This is a genomic window from Acinetobacter sp. TW_SC_4 (genome assembly GCF_054861205.1).
In genome coordinates this window covers 984,793-1,006,323 of sequence record NZ_CM142174.1, presented here as the reverse complement: position 1 = coordinate 1,006,323, position 21,531 = coordinate 984,793, and the positions used below count along the sequence as shown (strand labels likewise).

Annotated in this window: 15 protein-coding genes and 5 tRNA genes; 14 read left to right on the top strand and 6 right to left on the bottom strand. The window is 43.6% G+C overall.

The window, feature by feature from the left end; translation table 11 throughout:
* The first annotated feature begins 220 nt into the window (after positions 1-220).
* Positions 221-1,564, top strand: a complete 1,344-nt coding sequence (gene argG, locus ACWM1W_RS04735; RefSeq protein WP_005234795.1) for an argininosuccinate synthase — start codon at positions 221-223, stop codon at positions 1,562-1,564.
* A gap of 54 nt (positions 1,565-1,618) precedes the next feature.
* Here argG and ACWM1W_RS04730 read toward each other — a convergent pair whose 3' ends face one another.
* The gene (locus tag ACWM1W_RS04730; RefSeq protein ID WP_214001430.1) at positions 1,619-2,890 is read right to left on the bottom strand and encodes a GGDEF domain-containing protein; all 1,272 of its coding nucleotides are present in this window, start codon (positions 2,888-2,890) and stop codon (positions 1,619-1,621) included.
* A 152-nt stretch (positions 2,891-3,042) separates the two neighbouring features.
* Between ACWM1W_RS04730 and pyrC the strand changes: the two genes are divergently transcribed.
* The 13 genes from pyrC (at position 3,043) to ACWM1W_RS04665 (ending at position 12,796) form a co-directional block, all read left to right on the top strand.
* The gene (gene pyrC / locus ACWM1W_RS04725; RefSeq protein ID WP_375725719.1) at positions 3,043-4,077 is read left to right on the top strand and encodes a dihydroorotase; all 1,035 of its coding nucleotides are present in this window, start codon (positions 3,043-3,045) and stop codon (positions 4,075-4,077) included.
* Positions 4,062-4,721, top strand: coding sequence for a ribonuclease T (gene rnt, locus ACWM1W_RS04720; RefSeq protein ID WP_034704922.1), 660 nt, complete (start codon positions 4,062-4,064; stop codon positions 4,719-4,721). The genes pyrC and rnt overlap by 16 nt, the downstream gene beginning before the upstream one ends.
* Positions 4,722-4,741: 20 nt before the next feature.
* A tRNA-Glu gene (locus ACWM1W_RS04715) sits at positions 4,742-4,817 on the top strand.
* A gap of 161 nt (positions 4,818-4,978) precedes the next feature.
* Positions 4,979-5,134 (top strand): hypothetical protein, encoded by a 156-nt coding sequence (locus tag ACWM1W_RS04710; protein ID WP_214001432.1) that lies wholly within the window; start codon positions 4,979-4,981, stop codon positions 5,132-5,134.
* Positions 5,135-5,266: 132 nt separating this feature from the next.
* Complete coding sequence (locus ACWM1W_RS04705) at positions 5,267-6,697, top strand: amino acid permease (protein WP_214001433.1); 1,431 nt, start codon at positions 5,267-5,269, stop codon at positions 6,695-6,697.
* 210 nt (positions 6,698-6,907) lie between these two features.
* A tRNA-Glu gene (locus ACWM1W_RS04700) sits at positions 6,908-6,983 on the top strand.
* A 109-nt stretch (positions 6,984-7,092) separates the two neighbouring features.
* Complete coding sequence (locus tag ACWM1W_RS04695; protein WP_214001434.1) at positions 7,093-8,505, top strand: amino acid permease; 1,413 nt, start codon at positions 7,093-7,095, stop codon at positions 8,503-8,505.
* An 84-nt stretch (positions 8,506-8,589) separates the two neighbouring features.
* Positions 8,590-9,483: an alpha/beta fold hydrolase gene (locus ACWM1W_RS04690; RefSeq protein WP_214001435.1), complete on the top strand. Its 894-nt coding sequence runs from the start codon at positions 8,590-8,592 to the stop codon at positions 9,481-9,483.
* Between the two features lie 248 nt (positions 9,484-9,731).
* Positions 9,732-10,643, top strand: coding sequence for an alpha/beta fold hydrolase domain-containing protein (locus ACWM1W_RS04685; protein ID WP_005234779.1), 912 nt, complete (start codon positions 9,732-9,734; stop codon positions 10,641-10,643).
* A gap of 131 nt (positions 10,644-10,774) precedes the next feature.
* Positions 10,775-10,850, top strand: a tRNA-Glu gene (locus ACWM1W_RS04680).
* Positions 10,851-10,874: 24 nt separating this feature from the next.
* Positions 10,875-10,950: transfer RNA gene (locus ACWM1W_RS04675), tRNA-Glu, on the top strand.
* 45 nt (positions 10,951-10,995) lie between these two features.
* Positions 10,996-11,071, top strand: a tRNA-Glu gene (locus ACWM1W_RS04670).
* 303 nt (positions 11,072-11,374) lie between these two features.
* On the top strand, positions 11,375-12,796 hold the full coding sequence (locus tag ACWM1W_RS04665; RefSeq protein WP_214001436.1) for an iron-containing redox enzyme family protein: 1,422 nt from the start codon (positions 11,375-11,377) through the stop codon (positions 12,794-12,796).
* 65 nt (positions 12,797-12,861) lie between these two features.
* Here ACWM1W_RS04665 and ACWM1W_RS04660 read toward each other — a convergent pair whose 3' ends face one another.
* The 5 genes from ACWM1W_RS04660 to ACWM1W_RS04640 all read right to left on the bottom strand — a co-directional run bounded on the left by ACWM1W_RS04660 (position 12,862) and on the right by ACWM1W_RS04640 (position 21,467).
* Positions 12,862-14,106, bottom strand: a complete 1,245-nt coding sequence (locus ACWM1W_RS04660) for an NADH:flavin oxidoreductase/NADH oxidase family protein (protein ID WP_214001437.1) — start codon at positions 14,104-14,106, stop codon at positions 12,862-12,864.
* Between the two features lie 130 nt (positions 14,107-14,236).
* Positions 14,237-15,247 carry an ABC transporter permease gene (locus ACWM1W_RS04655; protein ID WP_005234773.1) on the bottom strand — a complete coding sequence of 337 codons (1,011 nt, stop codon included), beginning with the start codon at positions 15,245-15,247 and terminating at the stop codon, positions 14,237-14,239.
* Entirely contained in the window at positions 15,247-16,290 is a 1,044-nt protein-coding gene (locus tag ACWM1W_RS04650) for an ABC transporter permease subunit (protein ID WP_005234771.1), read from the bottom strand. Before ACWM1W_RS04650 ends, ACWM1W_RS04655 begins: the two co-directional genes overlap by 1 nt.
* A 22-nt stretch (positions 16,291-16,312) precedes the next feature.
* Positions 16,313-18,118, bottom strand: coding sequence for an extracellular solute-binding protein (locus ACWM1W_RS04645; RefSeq protein WP_375725721.1), 1,806 nt, complete (start codon positions 18,116-18,118; stop codon positions 16,313-16,315).
* Positions 18,119-18,161: 43 nt separating this feature from the next.
* Positions 18,162-21,467 (bottom strand): LysM peptidoglycan-binding domain-containing protein, encoded by a 3,306-nt coding sequence (locus tag ACWM1W_RS04640; RefSeq protein ID WP_214001438.1) that lies wholly within the window; start codon positions 21,465-21,467, stop codon positions 18,162-18,164.
* Positions 21,468-21,531: the final 64 nt, after the last annotated feature.

Here is a 21,531-nt window from a genome sequence, read left to right as displayed (position 1 = left end):
TTTAATGATGTTATTGAATCTTCCCAGATTTTCCTATTTTTTAAGCATTTGTCAAAAATACGGTAATTTTATGATTATCTAAGCCTATTGAATCAAGATTTTGAAACGAGTTTTTCTTTTCTAAAGCAAACCTAAATAAAATAATGATACAATTGACGCAATATGTGTTTTTTCAGGCCACCACTTCTGGCGTGCCTATTTCATATCATTAGGATGAACAATGTCTGATAATGCAACTATCTTGCAGAATGTCCCAGTAGGCAAAAAAGTTGGTATTGCCTTTTCTGGCGGTCTAGATACTTCTGCAGCTCTTTTGTGGATGAAACAAAAAGGCGCTGAACCTTATGCTTATACAGCAAACCTGGGTCAGCCAGACGAAGACGATTACGATGCGATTCCAAAAAAAGCTGAAGCTTATGGCGCAGTAAAAGCACGTTTGATCGACTGCCGTTTACAGCTTGCATTAGAGGGTATTGCTGCAATTCAATGTGGCGCGTTCCACATTTCTACAGGTGGCGTTCCATACTTCAACACGACTCCTCTTGGCCGTGCAGTAACAGGTACCATGCTGGTAACTGCAATGAAAGAAGATGACGTGAACATCTGGGGTGACGGTTCTACTTATAAAGGTAACGACATCGAGCGTTTCTACCGCTACGGTCTGTTGACTAACCCTAACCTGAAAATCTACAAACCTTGGTTAGACCAGACCTTCATTGACGAGCTAGGTGGCCGTGCAGAAATGTCACAGTTCCTGATCGACAATGGCTTTGACTACAAAATGTCAAAAGAGAAAGCTTACTCAACTGACTCAAACATGTTGGGTGCGACTCACGAAGCCAAAGATCTTGAATACCTGAATGCGGGTATCAAAATCGTTGACCCAATCATGGGCGTTGCATTCTGGAAAGAAGAAGTTGAAATCAAACCTGAAGAAGTATCGATTACTTTTGAAGAAGGTTTCCCTGTTGCAATCAATGGTCAACGTATCGAAGATCCAGTTGAGTTCATTCTTGAAGCGAACCGTATTGGTGGCCGTCATGGTCTAGGTATGTCGGATCAGATCGAAAACCGTATCATCGAAGCGAAATCTCGTGGTATCTACGAAGCTCCGGGTATGGCCCTTCTTCACATCGCTTATGAACGTCTGGTCACTGGTATTCATAACGAAGATACGATCGAACAATACCGTATCAACGGTCTTCGTTTGGGTCGTCTTCTGTACCAAGGTCGCTGGTTCGATTCTCAAGCATTGATGCTTCGTGAAACTGCACAGCGTTGGGTAGCTAAAGCTATCACTGGTACTGTGACTTTAGAACTGCGTCGTGGTAATGACTACACCATCATGAACACTGAATCTCCTAACCTCACTTATGAAGCTGAGCGTTTGACTATGGAGAAAGGTGATTCTATGTTCTCTCCAGCGGATCGTATCGGTCAGTTGACTATGCGTAACCTGGATATCACAGATACACGTGCGAAACTGGGTATCTATACAGATTCTGGCTTACTCGCAGTAGGTACAGGTTCTGCAGTACCTCAATTAAAAGACAAAAACAAATAAGTTTGTTAAAGTCAAAAAAACCGCTCATCTGAGCGGTTTTTTTATAGATTCGATTTAGACATTCACACTGTTTGGATTTGCAGTGCGGATCGACTGATAATAAATCTGATTCCGTCCTAGCTGTTTGGCTCGATACAACGCCTGATCGGCAATTCCCAACAAAGCATCCTTATCAATGAAGTATTCACCACGATAAACGGTAATGCCCAAACTGATGGTGATATGGTTAGCTACACCAGATTTCTCATGTGGAATTTCCAGACGCTCAATTGCATTAAAGATATTGGAAGCCACTGCATAGGCGCCATGCGCATCGGTTTCCGGAAGCAGTACGACAAACTCTTCACCACCATAACGGGCCACAAAGTCCATATGCCGGATCGCATTTTTAATGGTAAAGGCAATACTGGAAATAACATCGTCCCCTTTTTGATGTCCATAAAAATCGTTATAGTTTTTAAAGTGATCGACATCGATAAACAAAATCGCCAAAGCATGCTGATTACGACGGGAACGTTCAAAAAAGATATCCAGTGTTTCATCGAAAGTTCGTCGATTAGAGATTTTGGTCAGTTCATCATGCTGGCTTAAATGCAGTAATTCTGTGGTATGAATCCGCTGAATTTTCTCACTGATTCTGGCCCGCATAGTATAGAGAAAAATCATTCGCTCACGGGCAAAAAGCATATAACTAATCACACATCCCAATAGGCTACTGCCGATCAGAATCCGTCCCAAGACCAGCGCATTAAAGTCGATCGATAATATGGATAACAGCCAGACTGTACAAAGTGCAGCAAATAACCCCGTGATTAACATCTGTAAAGGTTTTACTCCGGTCAGAATATAACCCAGAATGTAGATAATGGTGATGATCGCCATCGACTGATGTTGCAAGCTTACTGTTTGAATGGACATGGTCAGATAGGAGGTCGAGACTATCATCCAGAACATCAGCAGCATGGAAGCTTGCGGAAAAAAGCGTTTGATTTTAGGTAGACAGGAGAAGAAATAAAAAGCAAGTAAAGCTAGACTACCATTGATCAGCCCCAGCATACAGCGCACAAAATCTTGTACGAAATATTGTGAATCGATAATCCAGTAGTCCGTTGGAACCATAACGAGCAGAAAAATAAAATAGGTCAGTACTCCTGCCCAAACATATTTTTCGACATGTTTACGTGCCCGCTCCAGGTTTTTGCTCCAGAACTCCTGTTCCAGATTCTGAGGGAAAATCGAACCTACACGCTGACTTTGCCGTGTGATTAATTCTTCTATTTTTTCTTTTTCATCTTGCAATTTTGCTAGATTGTACTTGTATTCCATTGCCAAGTAATTATGTAATTTTTTTATTAATTTTAAAATATCATACTTTTATAAATTAATTTATAGATATCCCTTATTTTGTATATATTTCTCGTTACCATTTTGGGCATAGATGCATTATCATTTGTTTTATTTCTCCGATTGAATTCGCCTTGAATACGATTACCCTTCTCCAGCCAGACGACTGGCATGCCCACTTGCGTGATGGTCTCGCTCTGCAACGCACCGTTCCTGATCTAGCCAAACAGTTTTCCCGCGCAATCTGTATGCCGAATCTTGTTCCCCCAGTTAAAACTGTGGAAGAAGCATTAAGCTACCGTGAACGTATTATGGCGCATGTTCCTGAAGGTAGCGATTTTGATCCACGCATGGTGCTGTATTTCACAGATAATACCTCTCCAAGTGAAGTCAAAAAGATTAAAGATTCTGATCATGTCAATGCCATTAAACTTTACCCTGCTGGCGCAACCACCAACTCGGATAGCGGTGTAAGCGACATTCGTAAAGTATATTCAGTTATTGAACAGCTGGAAGAGCATCAGGTGCCTTTATTGCTGCACGGTGAAGTGACGCATAACCATGTCGATATTTTTGACCGTGAAAAACGCTTTCTAGACGAAGTCTTAGCACCGTTACTGAAACAGTTCCCGAAACTGAAACTGGTTCTGGAACACATTACCACCAGCGAAGCAGCTAATTTCGTGCTGGAACAGGATCGTAATGTAGCTGCGACCATTACTCCACAGCACTTACTGTTTAACCGTAATGATATGCTGGTTGGTGGGATCAAACCGCACTTCTATTGCCTGCCAATTTTAAAACGTCAGACGCATCAGCAAACGTTGCTTGAAGTAGCGACCAGCGGTAATCCTAAATTTTTCTTAGGCACCGACAGTGCACCGCACTCAAAAAATGCCAAAGAAAATGCGTGTGGCTGCGCAGGATGCTATAGTGCTCCTACTGCAATTGAGTTATATGCTCAGGCTTTTGATCAAGTAGGTAAAATCGACCGTCTAGAAGGTTTTGCCAGCCACTTTGGTGCAGATTTCTACGGCCTCCCACGTAATACCAAAACCATTACGCTGGTCAAAGAAGATCAAATTATTCCTGAAAGTCTAGACTACTTGGATGGTGAAAAAATCGTTCCGCTATATGCAGGAAAAACCATTCAATGGAGAAAAATGTGACAAATGAAACTCTTCCAGTCATTGGTCAGCGTTTCCGTGGATTTTTGCCTGTTGTTGTCGATGTTGAGACAGCAGGCTTTAATGCACAGACTGATGCCTTGTTAGAAATTGCGGCCATTCCAATTGTTTATAATGAAGATGGTCAGTTTGTGCCTGGTGAAGCTTACCATGCACATATCAATCCTTTCGAAGGTGCCAACCTGGATCGCCGCTCTTTGGAATTTATCGGGATTGACCCGTCAAATCCAATGCGGATCGCGATGGCTGAAGATGAAAAAACCGCGTTGAAACGTATTTTTAAATCAGTCAATGAAGTGCGTCGTCAGCAAAACTGTACGCATGCCGTTTTGGTCGGTCATAATGCGCATTTTGATTTGGGCTTTGTACAGGCAGCAATTGCCCGTACCGGAACCAAAAACCAGAACCCGTTCCACAGTTTTTCTGTGTTTGATACCGTGACGTTAAGTGCGGTGATGTTTGGTCAAACGGTTCTGGCTAAATCTTGTATTCAGGCCGGTATTGAGTTTGATGGCAAAGAAGCACACTCTGCGTTATACGATACGCAAAAGACTGCGGAACTGTTTTGCTATATTTTAAACAAACTCGCACCTCACCTGCTTGACACTTTGGTGGCGGATCAATAAGATACCGCCATCTTCTAAACGTCCCTATCGTCTAGAGGCCTAGGACATCGCCCTTTCACGGCGGTAACCGGGGTTCGAATCCCCGTAGGGACGCCATCTTATTTACTCCACTCTTCTTTCATTTTTTCCAAGAAAACTCTTTTTCTTATTATTGCTTTCAATCCTATTGTTATAAATTCCGCATGACTGAGTTTGGTGCACTTTCTCGTTTGCTTAGGCTATAATCAAGTTGATGTTAGGTTTTGATCAATTTTCCCATGCTAAAGAAAATCTTGCTTGTTTTACTCATTCTGGCACCTTCAGCGCTTTATATTTATGTGATCAGTCGCGATGATAAAACTGCTGAGAATCAAGCAGAAACTACGCCTGCTGAAAAAACATCAACTGAGCAATACCAGACCCCAGATCACTAGTTTTTAAGAGACTTCGCAAATATTTATTTTTCAAATTAAATAAACAACTTTATGAGGAAATTCCAATTTATGTGATATTTCACATAATTAAAACTAAAATACTTTTTTTACATCTCTCCTTTTAATTGAGCTATGCAATCTCCCTCTCCACCTTCAGAGCATTCGTCTATTGAGGGTCAAACTCCGTCATTAAAACGTGCCATGGGCACACGTCATCTGATCATGCTCTCCCTTGGTGGCGCAATTGGTACCGGCCTGTTTATGGGTTCAGGTGAAGTCATTTCACAGGCTGGGCCTTTGGGCGCAGTCCTTGCCTATATTATTGGTGGCTTGATCGCCTATATGGTAATGCTCTGCCTCGGTGAACTGGCCGTACATTTACCTGTGTCTGGTTCTTTTGGTGCCTTTGCAACCCATTATATTGGGCCGGGTACAGGCTATATGGTGTCCTGGATGTACTGGCTGGGCTGGTCAGCCACCTTGGGTACCGAATTTACTGCCGCTGCGATTCTGATGCAGGAATGGTTTCCGCAAACTTTGATCTGGTTATGGACATTGATCTTTGCTGCAGGTGTTCTGCTCTCCAATCTAAGCTCAACCCGTACCTTTGCCGAATCAGAATTCTGGCTATCGCTGGTGAAAGTCGCGACTGTACTGATTTTTATTATTCTGGGCTTTGCCTGTATCTTTGGCTTTATTCCGTTCCAAGGTTATGAATCTGCGCCACTGTTCAATAATTTGACTGAACATGGCTGGCTGCCAAACGGTTTAATTCCGTTATTCACCACATTACTAATCGTGAACTTTGCCTTTAATGGTACCGAGATGATCGGGATCGCTGCCGGTGAAACCGAAAATCCTGAGAAAAATGTACCGAAAGCGATTCATGCTGCGGTATGGCGTCTGATGATTTTCTTTGTCGGAACCATTATCGTGATTAGCTCGCTGCTGACTTATACCGATGCGGGTTTACAGGTCGGTGGTCATGGGGGCTTAAGCAGCAGTCCGTTTGTATCCGTGTTTACCCAAATGGGTATTCCATATGCGGAAGACTTTATCCGTTTCGTAATTATCACTGCGCTGCTCTCTACTGCAAACTCTGGACTCTATGCAGCTTCACGTATGATGTGGGCATTGTCTTCACAAAACCAGTTACCGCGACTATTTGCCAAAGTCAGCAAATCCGGCGTGCCTTATGTAGCAGTTTGGGTCACCATGATTGGCGGCTTGCCTGGTCTGCTCTCTGAACAATTTGGTGCAGATGTCATCTTTAAAAACCTGATGGGCGTGGCCGCTTTTACCATGGTGATTGTCTGGATGAGTATCTGCTGGAGCCAGTTTAATTTCCGTCGCCAATGGCTGAAGTCTGGTCATAGCGTCTCTGAACTAAAATTCCGTACACCTTGGTTCCCCTTAGTTCCCACTCTAGGTTTTGTAACTTGTACTGCAACTGGTCTGAGTATGGCAGCTGACCCAGAAATGCTCTCTGGTTTTATTGGCTGTTTATTGTTTATGGCAGCATGTTATGCAAGTTACTATTGGCTTTATCATCAAAAAGCTTAAATTCTAAACTTTTGAACTGAAATAATTTCTTTAATAAACCCAATTCCGATTGGGTTTATTTTTTCATATCAGGTAAATCCGTTCAGAAAATAATATCTTAATAAAATAAAGTTTTTGTTTTGCCTAATGTTTAAACTGTTAAATACATTTTAGTAAAAACTCTTTTGACAAAGTCCGGCTTAGTCCTTAATATAGCCATCACCTCGCAACGTCCCTATCGTCTAGAGGCCTAGGACATCGCCCTTTCACGGCGGTAACCGGGGTTCGAATCCCCGTAGGGACGCCATTATCTGATCGCTCACGATCAAGTCTTATACATAATCCATATTAATACGTTGCAGATTTGTAGTTTTTCACTACAATAACCCGCTTCATTCTTTTATTTTTTGACTCCTATGCACTCATCTCCGAATGATGCTACGCATCAGGGCAATTCTGCGCCTTTAAAACGCGCTATGAGTACTCGACATCTGGTCATGATTTCGCTTGGTGGCGCAATCGGAACAGGCCTATTTCTAGGTTCGGGTGAAGTCATTGCACAAACGGGGCCTGTAGGTGCCATTCTTGCTTATCTCCTTGGCGGGATCATCGCTTACATGGTTATGCTATGTCTGGGTGAACTTGCCGTTCATATGCCCGAATCGGGTTCATTTGGCGCCTATGCCAAACGCTATATTGGACCAGGGACTGGCTACACCATTACCTGGCTATACTGGCTGACCTGGTCAGTGACCTTGGGAACCGAATTTACCGCTGCAGCTTTATTAATGCAGGAATGGTTCCCTGATAGCTCCATGTGGATGTGGACACTGATTTTTGGCGCTTTCGTATTCGCACTGAATATGATTTCCACTCGCTGGTTTGCAGAGTCCGAGTTCTGGCTGGCACTGGTGAAAGTCGTTACTGTCGTAACCTTTATCCTGCTTGGCCTACTCGCTATATTTGGTGTAGTAGGCTATCAAGGACAGGAAACTGCTCCGCTATTCAGTAACCTGACAGCTCAAGGCTGGTTCCCGGAAGGTCTGTTCCCAATCTTCACAACCATGCTGATTGTAAACTTTGCATTCTCTGGCACAGAACTGATTGGTGTGGCTGCGGGTGAAACCAAAGATCCTGCCAAAAATGTACCAAAAGCGATTAATACTGCAATTTTCCGCTTACTGATTTTCTTTGTAGGTACGATTATTGTGGTGACCTCCCTTCTTCCGCATCAGGAAGCAGGTCTGGCAGCTGAAGGTGTCAGTAGCAGTCCATTCGTGACAGTATTCCAGCATATTGGTATTCCTTATGCCGAAGATATTATCCGCTTTGTGATTATCACAGCACTGCTGTCTGCTGCTAACTCAGGTCTATTCGCTGCATCCCGTATGATGTGGTCATTGTCTTACAGCAAACAGTTACCAGCAGTATTTTCCCGCTTAAATGCGCGTGGTGTACCTTATATTGCAGTCATTGTCACCATGATTGGTGGTATGCCTGGTTTGCTGTCTGAACAGTTTGCCCCGGAAACTATCTTCACTAACTTGCTAGGTATTGCAGCATTTACCATGGTAGTGGTCTGGATGAGCATCTGTCTCAGCATGTTCAACTTCCGCCGTGAATGGTACAAACAGGGTAAAACAGCGAAGGATCTTGATTTTGCTGCGCCATTGTTCCCGATCGTACCGATCCTGGGTTTTCTTTTCTGTCTGATTACCTGTATCAGTATGGTGTTTGATCCGAGCATGCGGATCAGTTTCTTTGGCTGTCTGCTGTTTATCGCACTGTGCTATGGCAGCTACTACAAGTTCTATCACAAAAATGCTTAAACATTAAAATGATTAAAAGAGCAGCTTCGGCTGCTTTCTTTTATTTATACTGAAAATGTTCTAGGCAGCCAGCGTGGTGTGTCGATGAAAATTATTTATATTCATGGCATGAACAAGCAGAAATTCAGCTCTGCGTCTTTGCGTCAACGCTGGCTCAGTCTGCTAAAACGCGGTCTGGAACAGTTACATCAACAGGCACATTTTGCTTATCTGAAACGGCATATCCGTATTCCTTTTTATGGCGACTTGCTGTTCCGTCATCATTTACATAATGTGCTAAATGCCAGCACCTTGATGCCACAAGACTGGCCTCGCTTTCCCTTCCATCAGCCAGTTAAATCCCAGCCACCACCACCCCATCTCAATCAATATTCACCTGAAATTTGTGAAATTCCCGAGCTAAAGGTTGAGGATGCCATGACCTTTAACCAGAAGGTGAAGTTTATTAGTACTTTGAGCCGGAATACTCTATTACGGGATTTTGTGATCTTACTGAATCATTTCCCTCGCCTGCATGATACGCTGATCAAAAAATTTCTGATTGAAACCTATTCTTATCTGGCAAATTTCACATTCATGCAGCAGGTGCATCAGCGAATTGGCCAGCAACTGCATGGCGATAAACCCTGTATCCTGATAGCTCATTCCTTAGGAAGTGTGATTGCCTATCATTATCTGCTTCTGCATCCAGAACTGAATGTACAGCGTTTTATCAGTATGGGATCACCAATGGCTTTCCGGGTCATTCAGGAACATTTGCCACAGCCTGTTCACCGGCCAGAAGCTATTAAAGGTGACTGGATTAATTTTTATTGCAGTGATGACTTTTTAACTGCCTTTCCATTATCAGAACCGCCTTTTCAGTTTCAGCCGGCAATTATCAATCGGGAGATTCGTACTTCAATGTATCATCCGCATGATATTGATGGCTATGTCCAGCATCCGAAAGTCATCGAAGCCCTGCTGGAATTACTCTAAAAAGCATCTCAATTTACAGATTTAATTCTAATATTTTCTTTGTACTATTTTTCTGCTGAGTCAAATTCTTTATCCATACCTACTCATTTTCTGGTTTATTTATGACATTTTTACAAATATACATATGTCTGTTAATTATTGTTTTATCAAAGATAATTTACACATTAACACCACAAAAAGCGCTGCTTTTGCTACGTTAATTTTTTCTATACTGTAAATATAATTCTATCGAACTCAGTGGGGTGTCGATGAAAGTTATTTTTATTCATGGAATGAATCAGCAACATCATAGCGCTGCCTCCATCCGCCAACGCTGGCTCCATATACTTCAAAAAGGGATGCGCAAACACCAACAAGATGCCAGATTTAGCTATTTAAAACGTCACATTCGTATTCCATTTTATGGCGATCTGCTTTCACGTTATAACGTCCGCAATATTCTAGAAGCCGGCACCCTGATACCACAGGAATGGCCCAGCTTTCCTTTTCGCAAGCCAGCTCAACCTCAGCTTCCTGCCCCTGTTCCACGTCCTGGCTGGCGTAGGCCCACAATTACCGATTTTTCCCAACCCGGTTCAAGTGACACCATGGATTTCAGACAGAAATTCAATTATTTTACCGCTCTCGGCAGGAATGTGGCGCTTCGGGATTTTGCCTTATTACTCAATTATTTTCCCACTCTGCATCGCACTCTATTGCAGAGATTTCTGATTGAAACTTATCTTTATCTCGATAACCCTGATTTCATGAGAGAGGTACATGAACGGATTGCCCGACAACTGAGTGGTCGCAAACCCTGCATTGTCATTGCTCATTCTTTAGGAAGTGTGATTGCCTATAATCATCTCATCCAGCACCCTGAACTGAATGTACAGCGTTTTATTACTTTAGGTTCGCCATTAGCTTTCCAGGTGATTCAATCCAGCCTGGCACAGCCAGTGGTACGACCTCAGGCAATTAAAGGCGACTGGATCAATTTCTATTCAACGGATGATTATCTTACTGCCATTCCGCTTACTCAACCGCCATTCAAGTTTGAACCTGAAATCATCAATCATGGCATTCGTACACATATTCACCGTCCACATGATATTACTGGCTATTTACTACATCCTCAGGTCGTTGAAGCTATTCTGGAATTACTTAAAAATCCGGCTTAAATCCGGCATTTTTCAAGTATTCTACTAATATTGTTTTAAATTTATGCACTCAAAAGAAAAATTCCAAAAAACTCTGGAAAAGCGTTTGACACCCCCATGTTTTCACCCTAATATACGCCCACCTCTGAAACGTCCCTATCGTCTAGAGGCCTAGGACATCGCCCTTTCACGGCGGTAACCGGGGTTCGAATCCCCGTAGGGACGCCAATTTCAGAAGTAATATTTTATTAAGTCCCTATCGTCTAGAGGCCTAGGACATCGCCCTTTCACGGCGGTAACCGGGGTTCGAATCCCCGTAGGGACGCCATTACTTTAGATCAAAAGTTCTGGTTTAAAATATCACTTCTACATTGTCCCTATCGTCTAGAGGCCTAGGACATCGCCCTTTCACGGCGGTAACCGGGGTTCGAATCCCCGTAGGGACGCCATATTCGAGATGGTTAATTTAATTAACTTCTCATAAAAAAGCCCAAGCATGATGACTTGGGCTTTTTTATTGCATGTTCCTTCATTCCTGTTTTTTTAATGTTTGATCAAATTGTCTCGATTGCAATTTTATTTGTTTATAAATAATTCATTCAAAATCTTATTCTTTTACATTTCTCTTCAACTCGTTATCCATTCATTTTCATTTACAGCAATCGCACTATAAATCCGAACAAAAAATCAACACCGGTGGTATAAGCATGTCGTTAAGGTAGAAAGCATAATATATCTGCAAGGATCAGATTATGTTCGTCAGTACAAAGTTAAGTTCGCCTGAATCATCTATTAAAAATCATAATCATCAATTTAATAACTTTAAAGATTGGGTCAACTTCTTTCAAGATCAACAGATTTCGACGACAGTAAAGACCGAACAGGCTGAGAACTATTTAAGAGGTTTAATCCATCAAGTTGATGTGGCTGGATTGGAATGGCTGGATCAACCCAGACATGTAGAGCAACATTTTCTGGAACAGCACCACCAAACCTGCGCAATTTTCCAGTCGTATGTAGAACGGCGTAAACGGCAGCAAGGACGCGAGTACTTCCCGACTGTGTCACATGCATTTGAGTTCCTGGCCAAAGTCGCACCTGTAAAACTGGTAGACGGCTCATGGCTTTATTCGACTGTACAAAACTGGAATCGTCCAGAAACCAAAGACCTGATTTATATCTATCTGGAAGAACTGGGTATGGGTCATACCCGCGCCAATCATGTCACCATGTATCAGGACTTGCTGAATCATTATGAGTTGAACAGCTATGCTGAACAGTTAGATGCCAGCTATTATGAACAGGCAGCCGTTCAACTGGCACTAGCTTATGCATCGCCAGAATATTTACCGCTGGTAATTGGCTTTAATCTGGGTTATGAGCAGCTGCCATTACACCTGTTAATTACCAATTATGAGCTGTCTGAACTGGGTATTGATCCGCATTACTTCAATGTGCACATTACTATTGATAATGCTCACAATGGTCATGCACAAAAATCGCTGCAAGCGTATTTAGATCAATATGCACTCGCTGAAGATCCTGCCCAGTATCTAGACCTGATTAAAAAAGGTTATGTGCTGAATGACATTGGCAAAAGTTCTACCCAGATCATCAAGCAACTGGATACTGAAAAACTGGCTTTGAAAGTGTTCCAGAACAAAGCGCTGATTGGACAATATATCCATAACCAGAAATGCCAGTTTAGTGGCAAGACCATTAATGAATGGTTATCCGATCCGGCACTGATTGCAGACTTCCTGAAAGTCATGATTGAAAAAGGCTGGATTGTAAAAGATGCACCTGTAGAACAAAGCCGTTTCTGGAAAATGATTGATGATCCAGATGGCAAAATGTTTGGTGTATTTAATGCGACTGAAAAACAAATTATTAAAGACTGGATTCAAGGTGAGACTTTAGCTGCTCGTCTGTCATCACGTAGCAGATCCCAAGTACATAACCAGATGGAACCAGTGCTGAACCGTATTGACCAGCAACAGATTCATCAGCTGAAAGGCCGTCTGAATCGCTGTGCCGCTGCCGAACAAAAGATTGATTTATTGATTCCTTATGTAGCACCGCATATGCATCATCAGGAAGTAGGCTTGTGGGCAACACGTCAGCTTTCCCAGCTGCTCTTCCCTTTCCAGACCCAAGCCATGACTTATTCTTAGAAAGATCATTCATAAAAAACAGGGCATTGTATATGCCCTGTTTTTGCTTCAATACATTATGCACATTAAGCCGATTTACGTGAATTGATCTGACCTTTAATCACAGCTTTCACATTACCTTTTACGTAATTTAAAAATACCTTTAAAGGCGACAGTTTTGGATTTGGTCGATTACCTTTGGCAATTTCTTTAAATTGCGCGGCATACCAGATGATTTCCATAATCGCCATCTTATCGATCATTGGAATACCAGTTTTAATTTTCTCCACTGCATAACGTACATCCTGTCCTGCAACCAGACGGTTACCCAGATCAGGCTCGACTGCAAATGGACGTGCAATACCGACAAAATCACATGCGCCACTATCTAGGGCTGCATTCATACCTGTTGCGGTACGGAAGCCTCCCGTTACCATCAAATGACAATTAACTTCCTGACGGATCTTTTCGGCAAAATCGAGGAAATAGGCTTCGCGGGCAACCGTTGATGCTTTACGTTTCTCTGCTTTTACCCCTGCCATTGCGGGTGCTTCATAGGTTCCACCAGAAACTTCAATAATATCGATCCCGGCTGCATCCATCGCCTTAAAAACATAAATAACGTCTTCTTCACTAATGCCACCGCGCTGGAAGTCTGCCGAATTTAATTTTACTGAAATGATAAAATTCTCTGAAGTTGCTGCACGTACTGCCTTATAGGTTTCTAGCAAGAATCGGCTGCGGTTTTCAATACTACCACCCCACTGGTCTTGACGTTTATTGGTCAGTGGCGATAAAAACTGGCTAATCAGGTAACCATGTGCCCCATGTAACTGCACGCCTTCAAATCCCGCCTTTTCACAAATAGCAGCTGAAGTCGCAAAGCGCTGGATAATATCTAAAATTTCATATTCACGCAGTTCACGTGGCGTAGCGAAACTCATCACCAGTGCTGGACTGAAAGGTACAGCTGAAGGTGCTACGGTTTCTTTATTCAAGCCTTTTGGGCATTGACGTCCAGGGTGAGATAACTGTACCAGTTGTACCATACCATGACGTTTTCCGACATTCGCCCAGGCTTTTAACTTTTCCAGGTCACGTTCAGTTTCTATTACCACTACACCGGGTTCATTCTTGGCACGAAAATCCACCATGACATTACCTGTAATCGCACAGCCTAAACCACCTTTGGCCCAAGCTTCATATAACTTTAAATGGGCCTGATTAGGTTGGCCTGCATCATTGGCCAATGCCTCACTCATGGCACCTTTAATGATACGGTTTTTAAACTGGGTATTACGAATCTGGATGGAATCGGCCAATTGTGTCATGTACTTTCCTAAAATGTTTATCTTATTTTGTATGTGTTATAACCTAACTTGCCATAATTGACAATTCATATTGTCAAATGGATACAAATTTTATTTTTAGATATTAGGGGGTAGTCTTAAAAAAATCATTTTAAATTTTGGGATCGAAAGCATCTCGGATGGCTTCACCGATATAGATGAGCAAAGACAAGACAATGGCTAAGGTCAGAAACCCGGACAAAGCCAACCACGGCGCATTGATATTATTTTTGCCCTGCAGCAATAATTCACCCAAAGAAGCGGTTTCAGGCGGCAAACCATAACCTAAAAAGTCCAGTGCAGTTAGTGCGCTGATGTTGGCGGTCAGCATGAAAGGAAGTTGTGACAGACTGGAACCTATGACATTCGGCAAGATATGCCGAAACATGATCCGGCCATGCCCTGCTCCAATGCTTCTTGCTGCCCAGACATATTCCAGATTTCTGGCTCGTAAAAATTCGGCGCGCACCATCGACACTAGTGTCGTCCAGCCAAAAAACAGCATGATCACAAATAGCCAGTAAATATTTGGACTAAACACACTGACCAGAATCATGACCATAAACAGCATCGGCAGGCTGCTCCAGACCTCAAGTGCACGTTGCCCGATCAGATCAATCCAGCCACCATAATAGCCTTGAACTGCCCCAACCAGCACACCTAATCCTGCTGACAGTAAAGTTAATGCAAAGCCAAACAGCAAGGAAATACGCAAGCCATATAAAATACGTGCTAGCACATCCCTTCCCTGATCGTCTGTTCCTAGCCAATTTTGTCGGCTTGGAGGTGAAGGTACTGGAATATCGAGTGCCAAATTGGGTGTGTCATAGCCGAAGTGGATCACCGACCAGATTGCCCAGCCTTTGGCATTAATCAGCTGCTGTACCGTAGGATCCTGATACTCGGCTTCAGTTTCAAAGACACCCCCAAAAGTCGTTTCAGGATATGACTTTATTACTGGCAGATAATAGGAATCCTCATACTTGACCAGTAAAGGCTTATCGTTAGCGATCAGCTCAGCACCAAGTGACAAGATAAAAATAATGGTAAAGGCAATGAAGCAGGCAAATCCGGTTTTATTATTTTTAAAACGTTGCAGGCTGGCGCGTAGCATTGGTGACATTATTTTGACCCTCGCGAATCAAAATGGATCCGGGGATCAATCACCCGATACAGCACATCACTGATCAAACGCAGCACCAAGCCCAATAAGGTAAAAATAAACAAGGTTCCAAAAATGACCGGATAATCCCGCTGCAGAATCGCTTCAAATCCCAGCATGCCCAAACCATCCAGATTAAAGAGGATTTCAATAAACAGGTTCCCGACAAATAAAATACCGAGCAAAGCTTCTGGCAAACTGGCAACCAACACCAGCACAGCATTGCGCAGTACATGACGGTAGAACACTGCTCTGTCCTGTAGTCCCTTCGCTCTTGCTGCCAGCACATATTGTTTACTGAGTTCTTCCATAAAGGAAAATTTCACCAGATAAGTCAGCCGTGCAAAACCGCCGAGTACCATAGCCAGTAGCGGCAAAGCCATATGCCAAAAATAATCCTGAATTTTTCCAAAGAGGGATAATTCAGCAAAATTTTCCGAGCTTAACCCTTGTAAAGGAAACCATTGCAGATAGGAACCACCTGCAAAAAATACAATCAGCAAAATGGCAAAGATAAAGGCTGGAATAGCATAGCCCACAGCCAGCAGCAAAGACGTCGTTTGATCAAACAGGCTGCCATGCTTTTTGGCCTTCTGGATGCCAAGAGGAATAGAGACCAGATAAATGAGCAAGGTACTCCAGAAACCTAGAGACAGTGAAACTGGCAATTTTTCCCAGATCAGTTCAGTCACAGCTTGGCCTTTAAAAAAGCTCTGGCCTAAATCAAACTGGGCATAGCTTTTCAACATTTCCCAGAAACGTAAATAAACCGGCTGATCAAATCCATACTGAGTCTTGATCTGCTCCAGCATTTCGGGCGTCAGGCCTTGCTGTCCCTGATACTGCAAGCCACCGATCGCCAAATTATTTGCATGCTGTGCCTGATAGATGGCCTGTTCCACTGGACCACCCGGTGCAAGCTGAATCACCACAAAATTGATTAGTAAAACCATCAATAATGTCGGAATCATAAGAAGCAAACGTTTGACGATATAAGTGCTCATGGCACTCCCCAAAGCTGGAAATCTAGCGATATTTTAAGTACGGCGCCACTTGTCTGGCTTTAGCTGCATCCACCCACCAGTAATCAATACCCGCAGAAAGCTTGGGCTTGATTTTAGGCTGCTGATACATATTCCAGTAAGCATACCAGTATTCACCCGTACCATAAGTCGGAATATGATAATAACCGGCTCGCAATAAACGATCTAAAGCTCGGCTACTATAAATCAGCTGCTCCCGGCTTTGTGGTTGAACCACCTGATCAATCACCCGATCAATCACCGGATTTTGAATACCGGCATAATTATAATTGCCAGGCTGACGTGCCGCCTGACTACCCCAAAACTGTTTCTGTTCCTGCCCCGGTGTCAGCGATTGCGGCATAGTATCCACAATCATATCAAACTGATAATTTCTAAGGCGCTCATAGTACTGAGCCGTTTCCACCATCCGAATGTACGCCTGAATTCCTAAACGTTTCAAATGGCGTAGATAAGGCATTAGATGACGCTGCTGTTCAGCCTGATGCAACAGAAATTCAATCTGTACAGGTTTACCTTGAGCAGTCACCAGTTTTCCCTGCTGATAACGGTAACCGGCATTCAATAAAATTTGTCGCGCCTGTAATAAATTTTTGCGGTTAAACCCGGAGGCATCTGATTGCGGATAATGCCAATCCTGTAATACCGTCTGACGTTGCACCGGATGCAATTTAGATAAATTTGGCTGTAATATTTTCAGCTCTTGGGCACTCGGCTTGCCTGTAGATGCCAGTTCACTGTTACTAAAAAAGCTGTTGAGACGCTGATATTCCCCATGAAACAAGGCTTTATTTAGCCATTCAAAATCATAGGCCAGAGTTAAAGCTTGCCGGAAGCGGATATCGGCAAAGGGCTGACGCCGCATATTAAAAATCAGGCTTTGGGTTGGAATCGGATTGTGATGGTGAAAACGATAGGTTTTGATCTGGCCTTGCTCTACCGCAGGAAAGCGATAATCACTTACCCAGCGGTTAACCTGTTTTTCTTCATGCAGTGTGAACTGGCCCGACTTAAAAGCTTCAAACTTGATTTCCGGACTACGGTAATAACGATACTGTATGCGATCAAAATTATAACGCCCACGATTGACCAGCAGATCTTTACCCCAGTAATGCGGATTACGTTTATAGGAAATACTGCGTCCTGCATCAATACGTTCAATCACATAAGGCCCAGAACCCAAGATCGGTTTCAGGTTAATGTCTTTGAAATTACGCTTTTGCCATTCCTGCTGAGAATAGATCGGCATCTGAGTCACAATCATGGCCATTTCCGGATTATGGCGAGATTTAAAACTAATCTTAACTTTTGAAGGTGACAGGACTTCGGTTTTTTTAATATCTGCCAGATACATCTGTAAGCCAAAATTAGACTGGGTCTGGTACAGATCAAAACTGTATTTCACATCTTTAGCCGTCACTGGCTGACCATTACTGAATCTGGCCTTAGGATTTAAATGGAAAATAATATAAGCAGTCTGCTTTGGATCGAAACTGACTTTCTCCGCCAGCAGAGGATAATAAACGCCGGGCTCATCCAGGGATTTCGACATAAGGCTGTCAAAAATATAATTAATCCCTTCAGTGACATTCCCCTTACCATTCATGCTGTTCAGATTATCAAAACTGCCATCGGCTGCCTGAATAAGAATGCCGCCTTTGGGCGCTTGCGGATTGGCATAAGGCAGAGATTTAGCCTGTGCATATTTGGGTGCACCATGCAGTGCAATATAAGGTGTCGTAATGACTGCTGCCCCGCTAGAACTGATGATCCAAGGGGCAGCAAGAATCCATAAGACATGGACGGGATTAAACAATTTCACGATCCAGAAATTAATTTGGAACCTTAATCACATCACCAATACGCAATTGAGTATTGGGTTTCAGCTCATTCATTTCTGCCAGCTCATTGGTTGCCATACCATAACGGGATGCCAGACCAATCAAGGTATCGCCACGCTTCACCTTGTATTCAGTGACCAGCTTTGGAAGCTGAAGCGTTTGGCCCACACGTAAACCAGCACGTGGACTAAGATTATTCAGGCTCGCCAGATCAGTAACGGGTACTCCTACACGATTGGCAATCGCAATCAGTGATTCTCCGGATTTTACCGTATAGGATTCTGTCGCCTTAGAAGAGGCAGATTTTGTTGCGACTTTTACTACTGGCTCTTTTTTGGCAATCTGAATATCTTCATTAATTTTTAAACGCTGTCCAATCCGCACATTGCTATTGGTGCTTAGGCCGTTCAGGTCTGCCAGATAACGTAATTGTAGATGATATTGGCGGGCAATCGAGCTTAAGGTTTCACCAGATTTCACGATGTGAGTATCTGATTTGACATTGTTTTCCTGAGTCTCGGTGACCACTTCCTGCACAGGTTCAGGACTACCAGATAATTTCAGATGCTGACCCACACGCACATTTGCACTACGGGAAATATTGTTCAGGTTGGCAATCTGATCCATCGACAGATTATATTTTGCTGCAATCCCGGTCAGCGTATCACCCGATTGAACCGTATAACTGTCAGGAACCTGACTACCGGCCGGAATCTTGATGGTCTGACCAATGCGTAAGCCGCTGTTTGCAGACAGGCCATTTAACGCTGCCAGTTCAGATACCGTCAATTTACTTTGATTGGCAATGCTGTACAGGGTTTCACCACGTTTGACCTGATAGCTTTCTGTTGGCGTATGATCAACCTTAACGTTCTCAAACTTCTGTTCGATTTTTTCGGTTTTCTTGCTGCTCGCAGTCAGTTCATCAACTTCATTGAGAGGAACATTAATCTTCTGTCCGATCATCAAACTGCTACCCGCGGTTAAACCCGGAGTTAGTGCAGCAAGTTCTGCATTCGACAATGCGTAGCGATCTGCAATCAGTTTCAGATACTCACCACGTTTAACGGTATAGGACTTGGTCTGGACTTTGACAGTTTCGACTTTTTTGCTGTCTTCAACTTTCGCTTTGCTGGTACTTTCTTTTAGGGAAAGCTTTTGCCCCACAAATAAACCACTGGTCGTACTCAGATCATTATAATCAGCCAACTGTTTAACACTCAGGCCGAACTGGCTGGAAACGCTGGTCAAAGAATCATTGGCCTGAACCACATAACTTTCCGGTTTCTCTTTGGCTTTCGGTACTTCCTGTACTGGGTTGGCATCATAGAGATAAATTGTGGTGCCCACATATAATGTAGAGTTTGGATCAATCTGGTTCCATTTCGCGACATCACGCCAGTTCACGCCATTCTTCGCTGCAATCAATGCCAGATTATCGCCCGGTAAAACCTTATAGGTACTGCGCTTACCTTTCGGTGCCACAACCACAACTTCTGAATCAGTTTTTACATAGTTTTTGCCCTGATTGAGTCGAGCTTCAACTGAATCTGCACTGGTGTTTACAGCGACTTCTTTCGGATATGAGAATCCTTTGGTCAGTTCCTTGCCCTGCTGCTCGGCAATAGACTGACTGGTCTGAATTGCAGTCAGTTTGATCTTGCCATCATAAGGGTCAACAATTTCTGTGCCTGCAGGTGCCAGTGCTTTCAACTCTTCAATGACCTGTGCCTGTTCAGCTGCAGTCGCCACAGGTTGTAAAAGCTCATCCACGGTCTTATTAATTTCTTCTGCTGACACCACTTTCTGGATTTGCTGACGTTCAGCTGCGGTAATTGGTGGCTCGACCTGGATAGGCTTCACTGAAGCAACTGGCGTCACAGCAACCGGAATACGTGGCGCGCTTGGAATAGGCAATTCACTTTTTGCCGCAAATTCAGCAAGTGCTTCGGAACCACGTGGTGTGCTGACCCGTTTGGTGGTTTGTGCAGTTAGATTAGGTGTCGTCGTGGTTGACACTGCTGCTGGTGCAGTCGTAGCTGGCTTTGGTGATGTAGTCGCAGTTGGAGCTTTAGTTGCTGTTGCAGTCTTAGCAGTCGTAGTGGCAAGCACCGGCGGAGTCTGCTTGGCAGGTACGATGGTGGTACTGGTTGATGCTGGTGCTACAGTTGGATTTGGAGTTACTGTAGTGGTCGTTTTAGGCGAGTTACTGATGACAGTACCTGCCCATAAGCCGCTTGAACTAGACTGCAGTTTTTTCAGTTTTCCATCAATCGATGGACTTAAGTCAGCCGGAATCAAAATACGGCGCGGACTTTCCGGATCAATACGATCACCACGATGCCCCGGGTTAAGCTGATACAGTTCAGCACGGCTTAAACCGGTAATGGCTGCAATCTCATTTAAATTGGCTGCACCGACAGTCACTTCACGAAAGTGAGGACGGTTGGCAATTGGTGGCAAACTCACGCCATAAGTACCCGGATTTTTCACAATCTGCGCAACTGCCAGGAAACGCGGCACATAGTTCATGGTTTCCTGAGGCAGTTTCAAGGACCAGTAATCGGTAGGCAAGCCTGCGGCCTTATTACGGTTAATCGCCTGCTGGATACGGCCTGGACCGGCATTATAAGAGGCCAAAGCCAATTCCCAGGAACCAAACTGGTTATATAAGCTGCCTAGAAACTCATAAGCCGCACGAGTCGACTCAACGACATCACGACGGCCATCGTAAAGTGAGGTTTGTTTCAGACCATAAATACGGCCAGTACTTGGAATGAACTGCCATAAACCTGCTGCTGCTGCACTACTGGTCGCCGCCGGGTCATAAGAACTTTCAATGATCGGTAATAAAGCCAGCTCTGTAGGCATGCCACGGCGTTCTGCTTCTTTCACCGTATAATAGAGATAGCGCGATGCACGGGCACTCAGGCGGTCCAGATAAGGCTGACGGGAAATAAACCAGCCACGCTGTGCATCAATACGCGGATTCCAGGTATTCAGATCCATCTTGAAACCCACGGTCATCCGTTTCCAGATATCACCATGCTTCAAAATCAGTAAGCGGTCACCTTCAACCGCACGCATATCCGTTGCAGAAAGTAAATCTTCCAGCCCATCCAAACTGCTTGCATCTAGATATTGTGAGCCAACCTGCTTGCTTGACGCTTTTTGGGTCGCACTTTGTGTAGAAGAACAGCCCGTCAGTCCCAAGGAAGCGAGTGCCGTTCCAAGTACAGAAAATTTTAAAAATGTTGGTAATGCAGGCTGCCACAAAATTGCGGTTGGTTTATACATAAAGAAATCCAAACAATTCGTATATAAATTTATTTTTTAGATATGCCATTGTAGTGAAGCATGT

Bases quoted from the DNA above. Each gene is read 5' to 3' on its own strand.
- argG (WP_005234795.1), top strand. From the start codon at position 221: ATGTCTGATAATGCAACTATCTTGCAGAATGTCCCAGTAGGCAAAAAA.
- ACWM1W_RS04730 (WP_214001430.1), bottom strand. From the start codon at position 2,890: ATGGAATACAAGTACAATCTAGCAAAATTGCAAGATGAAAAAGAAAAA.
- rnt (WP_034704922.1), top strand. From the start codon at position 4,062: ATGGAGAAAAATGTGACAAATGAAACTCTTCCAGTCATTGGTCAGCGT.
- ACWM1W_RS04710 (WP_214001432.1), top strand. From the start codon at position 4,979: ATGCTAAAGAAAATCTTGCTTGTTTTACTCATTCTGGCACCTTCAGCG.
- ACWM1W_RS04705 (WP_214001433.1), top strand. From the start codon at position 5,267: ATGCAATCTCCCTCTCCACCTTCAGAGCATTCGTCTATTGAGGGTCAA.
- ACWM1W_RS04695 (WP_214001434.1), top strand. From the start codon at position 7,093: ATGCACTCATCTCCGAATGATGCTACGCATCAGGGCAATTCTGCGCCT.
- ACWM1W_RS04690 (WP_214001435.1), top strand. From the start codon at position 8,590: ATGAAAATTATTTATATTCATGGCATGAACAAGCAGAAATTCAGCTCT.
- ACWM1W_RS04685 (WP_005234779.1), top strand. From the start codon at position 9,732: ATGAAAGTTATTTTTATTCATGGAATGAATCAGCAACATCATAGCGCT.
- ACWM1W_RS04665 (WP_214001436.1), top strand. From the start codon at position 11,375: ATGTTCGTCAGTACAAAGTTAAGTTCGCCTGAATCATCTATTAAAAAT.
- ACWM1W_RS04660 (WP_214001437.1), bottom strand. From the start codon at position 14,106: ATGACACAATTGGCCGATTCCATCCAGATTCGTAATACCCAGTTTAAA.
- ACWM1W_RS04655 (WP_005234773.1), bottom strand. From the start codon at position 15,247: ATGTCACCAATGCTACGCGCCAGCCTGCAACGTTTTAAAAATAATAAA.
- ACWM1W_RS04650 (WP_005234771.1), bottom strand. From the start codon at position 16,290: ATGAGCACTTATATCGTCAAACGTTTGCTTCTTATGATTCCGACATTA.
- ACWM1W_RS04640 (WP_214001438.1), bottom strand. From the start codon at position 21,467: ATGTATAAACCAACCGCAATTTTGTGGCAGCCTGCATTACCAACATTT.